Source organism: Pedobacter sp. HMWF019 (assembly GCF_003061025.1).
Lineage (GTDB): Bacteria > Bacteroidota > Bacteroidia > Sphingobacteriales > Sphingobacteriaceae > Pedobacter.
The window spans coordinates 1-5,117 of the sequence record NZ_QAIL01000587.1; the positions used below are offsets into that span (position 1 = coordinate 1).

Sequence of the window (5,117 nt, forward strand, 5' to 3'; positions counted from 1 at the left end):
TTGGATACGATTTTCTTTCTCGTGACATAATTTCTGTTAAGTTACCAAATTCACTTAACTTGCTGTCTACTCAAAGGTAGCAACTCCAGTCTCTAATATTAATAATTAAATGATAACTATTGATGGAATTAACAATAGTATCACCTAGTTGCATAAGTTTGGAGGGATTTTTCTTTAAAAATGTTTTTATCCAAGTTAATTGGCCAAGCAGTGACTGATTAAATGTCATTGCTTGTTGAGAGTTCGTCTGATAAGTACTATCAATGGAATTTATTGAAGTTTGAGTTTTTCCATAGTATAAGTCAATTGTCGGAACTTTCATCTCGCCGTATTTGAACTCATGCCTGAAGAAATAACCAATTTCTTTATCTTCAGGTGCCTTTAAGAAGATAAATTTCTGGTCAATTATTAAGGTATCACCAAATGCCTCCTTTTGTTTATAAATATACTGGAAGCTAAAATTTTTATAGCTACTAAGTTTATCAATCGTATTTTGAAATATGGCAACTTGCGCATTGCTGTTTAAACATGGCGTAAGAATCCCCAGGCAGATAAGTGGCTTAAATAATTTTTTAAAGTTTATCAGCATTGGTTTCCGTTATAGCCAGTAAATTAAACAATGTTATTTAAGACTTGTCTTAAATAAAGTTAAATAATCGATTGTATCTCTTTAATCTCTTAAGAGGTACCAAGTGTCATTCTTGGTTGTCGTTTTTATTTTAAATTTTATTCTTAAGGTTCTAAATATTCGTAATAATCTTATTGGGGATATATTAAAGGCATAATTTAACCTTCTCGGGGTGCCATGTCAAGATGCAAGAAATATAATCTATGGTAGCTTTCTAGAAACTGGAGCTAATTTGTCTGGAGATGGTGCTACGATTAAAGGAATAGGATTGGTTATAGGGAGTTATTTAAGAGCTGAAAATCAAATATAGCGAGCTCAGACTTATCCGGGATTCAGTGTTTACACGACTTAACCCAGGAATAATTTAAAATGTTTACCAACATTTTCTTCAGTGCAGTGTGGCTGCACTGAAGATGTCTAGTATTGCTGATACAATTTTCTAAACTACTGATGTATCAATTAAGTAAACAGACATGAAAAAAATTACAATCACCTTAGCTCTAATCTTTGCTATTTACTCTTGTAACTATGCACAAACCAATACATTTCCATCGAGTGGTAAAGTGGGAATTGGCACAACAAATCCAGATGCTCTATTGGTCGTATTAGGTAATGGTCCAAACTTAGGCACATTTTTGAGCCTTAATGATCAAGCTTCTACAGCGCGGACAGGCGTGCGATTAAGATTTGAGTCGCTTGGAATTGCTCACTGGAATGTAGGTGTTCCTCCCGATGTTGACGCTTTTACAATCAATGGCTGGGGAAGTAATACCAATCCAGAGTATTTTCGGGTAAACTCAATTGGTAATGTGGGCATAGGAACAACAAATCCAGATTCAAAATTAACTGTTAATGGAATTATCCATACAAAGGAAGTAAAGGTTGATATGACAGGGTTTCCAGATTATGTATTTAAACCCAATTACCACCTTCGCCCACTTACAGAAGTCAAGTCTTATATAGAGCAAAATCATCATTTGCCAGAAATGCCTACAGAGCAGGAAGTGGCAAAGAATGGTGCTAATTTAGGAGAATTGAACAAGCTGCTGGTCAAAAAAATAGAGGAGTTAACTTTATACCTAATTCAGCAAAAAGAAGAAGCTGATAAGCAAAATAATATATTGCAACAACAAATAACAGAGTTAAAAAGCAGGAATAAAGCTGATTAAGTTTTCTAAGTAATAACGTCACCCTCATATACATTTGCCGTTCTAAAGGTTATAGAAAAAAAGTTATCCACATTTTCTTAAGTGCAGTGTGGTCGCACTGAGTTTATTTTACTTAGCGCCCAGCTATCGCGATAACCTCTTTATAACCTTTTATATGAAAAAAACACTTTTGACATTCGTGTTTGCCTTGGGATTTATTTATTCCTATGGCCAAAATACCCTTCCTTCAACTGGTAATGTTGGTATTGGAACAACCAATCCGCTTGCCCCATTACATGTTAATGGAATCATTCGATGGGGAGGTCAAGCAGAAAATTACCTGTACTCAGGGGAAGATGGTATCGGTGGTTACATTGAGCAGAGAGGAAATGACATAACGAGTGCGAAAAACAGATTTCGTTTACAAAGTTCAGTTAAAGGTGACGAGGCTAATTATTCAACGTTTTTCATTGATCCTGAACGAGGCTTCAGCTTTCAATCTAATGGTTCTGGAAATGGCAACGTAGGTATTGGTACGGCAACCCCAACAGAGAAATTATCCGTAAACGGCAAAATCAGGGCGCAAGAAATTAAGGTTGAAAATGGCAACTGGCCAGACTATGTCTTTGATAAAGACTATGAACTTCCAACGCTAGAGCAAACAGAAACGCATATTAAAGAGAAAGGTCATTTACCCGGAATTCCCTCCGAAGCAGAAGTAAAAGCAGAGGGTATTGAAGTCGGAGAGATGAATGGGAAACTGCTCAAGAAAATCGAAGAGCTAACGCTTTATCTCATTGAGCAAAACAAAAAAATGAGTGCATTGGAAAAAGATAATATAGAGCTTAAAAAGGCAGTATTCAAGAGCCAAGAGAAACCACAATAGCAATCCAGTCAATACAATTATATATATGAAGTCAATAAAAAAAATCGGACTGTTCCTTCTGTTTATCCTTGGGGTAAACACTTTGAAAGCACAAGAAATTGCGCAAACAGAAATAGGAACTGTAGCAAACACAAAATTACTCTTGTATGAATACTATAATCATACAGGGCCTGAATGGATTAAGCTATTCAGAATGAAAAATTATAACGCAGATCTTGGTTTTTGGGGCAGATCAGGCGTATCTGGCCGGGTCTACTTTGTGGACTATCAAGGTGAGGGGGGCGCTTTTGTTGACTTTAGCTTTCCTCAATATATTTCCGCACAACAGAAACCGGTTATCACACTCAATGGAGCCTCAGTTAAAGATATTGAATGGTATGCCTTCCCTGGATCCGATGGCCCTGGAAGAGACTATTATGATGTTTATATAAAAACTCCTGGCTTTCATGTTGGATTAAGTTTCTTGGTTCGGGGATCAGATTATGTACCCGTTTTTACAAAAGCAGACCAGCCCACTACTACAGCAAACTGGAGCTATAGCTTATCTCCTGAATCCTTTAATTTTTACAGTGGAACAGGAAGGCTAGGATTAGGAACATTAAACCCAACAGAAAGACTTTCAGTAAATGGCAAAATCAGGGCGCAAGAACTCAAAATAGAAGCAGCAAACTGGCCAGATTATGTCTTTGAGAAAGACTATCAACTTCCAACGCTGGAGCAAACAGAAAAACACATCAAGTTAAATGGTCATTTACCCGGAATTCCTTCTGCAGCAGAAGTGAAAGCTGAAGGTATTGAGGTTGGAGATATGAATGCGAAACTGCTCAAGAAGATCGAAGAACTGACTTTGCATTTGATTGATCAGAACAAGCGACAGGAAGAACAGAGCAAGGAAATACAATACTTAAAATCTAAAATTAAATAATATGCTGAAACATTTTGTCTGTATAATGCTAACAAGGTCTGTTAGTTTTTCTATTACCCAAATAAATTTATTTCCGCCAAATGGAAATAATAGAGTCGGAACGATAGTTCTTGCAAAGTTTTAGGAAATCAATTTCAATGAAAGAATATGATGAAAAAATTTAATTCAATATTGATATTGCTTCTATTATTAATTAATACAGTAAAAGGCCAAGTAGATGTTTTTAATACTACTAATCTACATCCAGTCTCTCCTACGGCATTTCAATTTTTAAAATATGTTGAACTTCCTGTGAGCGAGTATACAGGAATTCCTTCTATAAACATACCACTTTATGAGATTATTACGGATGAGATAAAAATTCCATTGCAGTTAACATACTATTCGCAGGGTATTCGAGTCTCTCAAGAAGCAAGTTGGGTAGGTTTAGGTTGGGATTTACAATTTGGTAGTATTGTGCAAACTATAAACGATCGAGATGATTATGATGCAGAGGGAGGAGCTTTTCCTGTTGTTAAAAGGCTTCCAGATTTTTTCTTTAATGGTGATGGTTCCCCTCGCTATTTGCCAAATCGTTACATTGGAGGGGCTAATAGTGATGCATATAATGATGGAGTAGGATGGATGAATCCTTATCCTATAATTCAGCCTGTAGCTCGACAAGGATTTGCTATTGCAACGAATGCGTATATACCCGTTGAGGGGGATTTTTCTACTCAACAAGAGGCATTATTTAGTTCGCGTTATTATGATTCGGAACCCGATATCTTTGTTGCTAGTTTCTTAGGTCATACTCTAAAGTTTATTTTGGATTTCAAGCATAACAATAAGATTGTTGTTTTGAATGAAAAGGGATATGTTGTGAGTAAAACCGATACAGGATTTGTTATAGTTGCCCCAACAGGATCTAAATTTTTCTTTGAAATTAAGAGAACATTGAGGAATTCTACACTTACGCAAGCGGGAAATGGCGGAGCGGTAAGTAGCGGTAATGAAGCTGCTACTAATATGTATTTTCTGTCTAAAATAATAACAAATAATGGAAAAGAAATATCATTTGGGTACCTAACTACCGATGAATTTAGTAATTACCCGGATGCGAGTCAGAAACTTCAGAAATTAACATTTTTATCATCTGGGGCATCTAATAATTCTCGAGATTTCGCAAATGTGAATGCAATTGGAGGACAAAGCCAGCCGGCCGATAATTTATTTACTTTTACTTCATATAATTCCGAGCGATATACCTATTTGAATTCCATTACATTTCAAGGTGGTAGAGTTGAGTTTGATTTGTCTGACCGATCTGACATTCCAGGAGCTAAAAAACTAGATCTTGTTAAATTAATAAATTCTAACAATCTTCTGGTTAAGTCTTGGAAGCTTAATTACACCTATTTTGATGCAACGAATGTAGGTGGAAATGGCTATGATGCACAATCATTGAATTCAGTAGCTAAGTCCTTGTTGCGGTTGAAATTAGATAATGTGCAGGAGGTAAATGGGGGGAGTTATCAGTTTTCATATAAC

5 protein-coding genes are annotated in these 5,117 nt (G+C 36.1%); 4 read left to right on the forward strand and 1 reads right to left on the reverse strand.

The window, feature by feature from the left end:
• Positions 1–70: 70 nt before the first annotated feature.
• Entirely contained in the window at positions 71–589 is a 519-nt protein-coding gene (locus DBR11_RS28140; protein WP_108555858.1) for a hypothetical protein, read from the reverse strand.
• 512 nt (positions 590–1,101) lie between these two features.
• On the opposite strand from DBR11_RS28140, the gene DBR11_RS28145 reads away from it, so the two are divergent.
• The 4 genes from DBR11_RS28145 to DBR11_RS28160 all read left to right on the forward strand — a co-directional run.
• Positions 1,102–1,797, forward strand: a complete 696-nt coding sequence (locus DBR11_RS28145) for a hypothetical protein (RefSeq protein ID WP_108555859.1) — start codon at positions 1,102–1,104, stop codon at positions 1,795–1,797.
• A gap of 154 nt (positions 1,798–1,951) precedes the next feature.
• The gene (locus DBR11_RS28150) at positions 1,952–2,662 is read left to right on the forward strand and encodes a tail fiber protein (protein WP_108555860.1); all 711 of its coding nucleotides are present in this window, start codon (positions 1,952–1,954) and stop codon (positions 2,660–2,662) included.
• A 25-nt stretch (positions 2,663–2,687) separates the two neighbouring features.
• On the forward strand, positions 2,688–3,587 hold the full coding sequence (locus DBR11_RS28155; protein WP_108555861.1) for a hypothetical protein: 900 nt from the start codon (positions 2,688–2,690) through the stop codon (positions 3,585–3,587).
• 147 nt (positions 3,588–3,734) lie between these two features.
• Positions 3,735–5,117: hypothetical protein (locus DBR11_RS28160; RefSeq protein WP_146186700.1), on the forward strand; the 1,383-nt coding region annotated here is incomplete at its 3' end.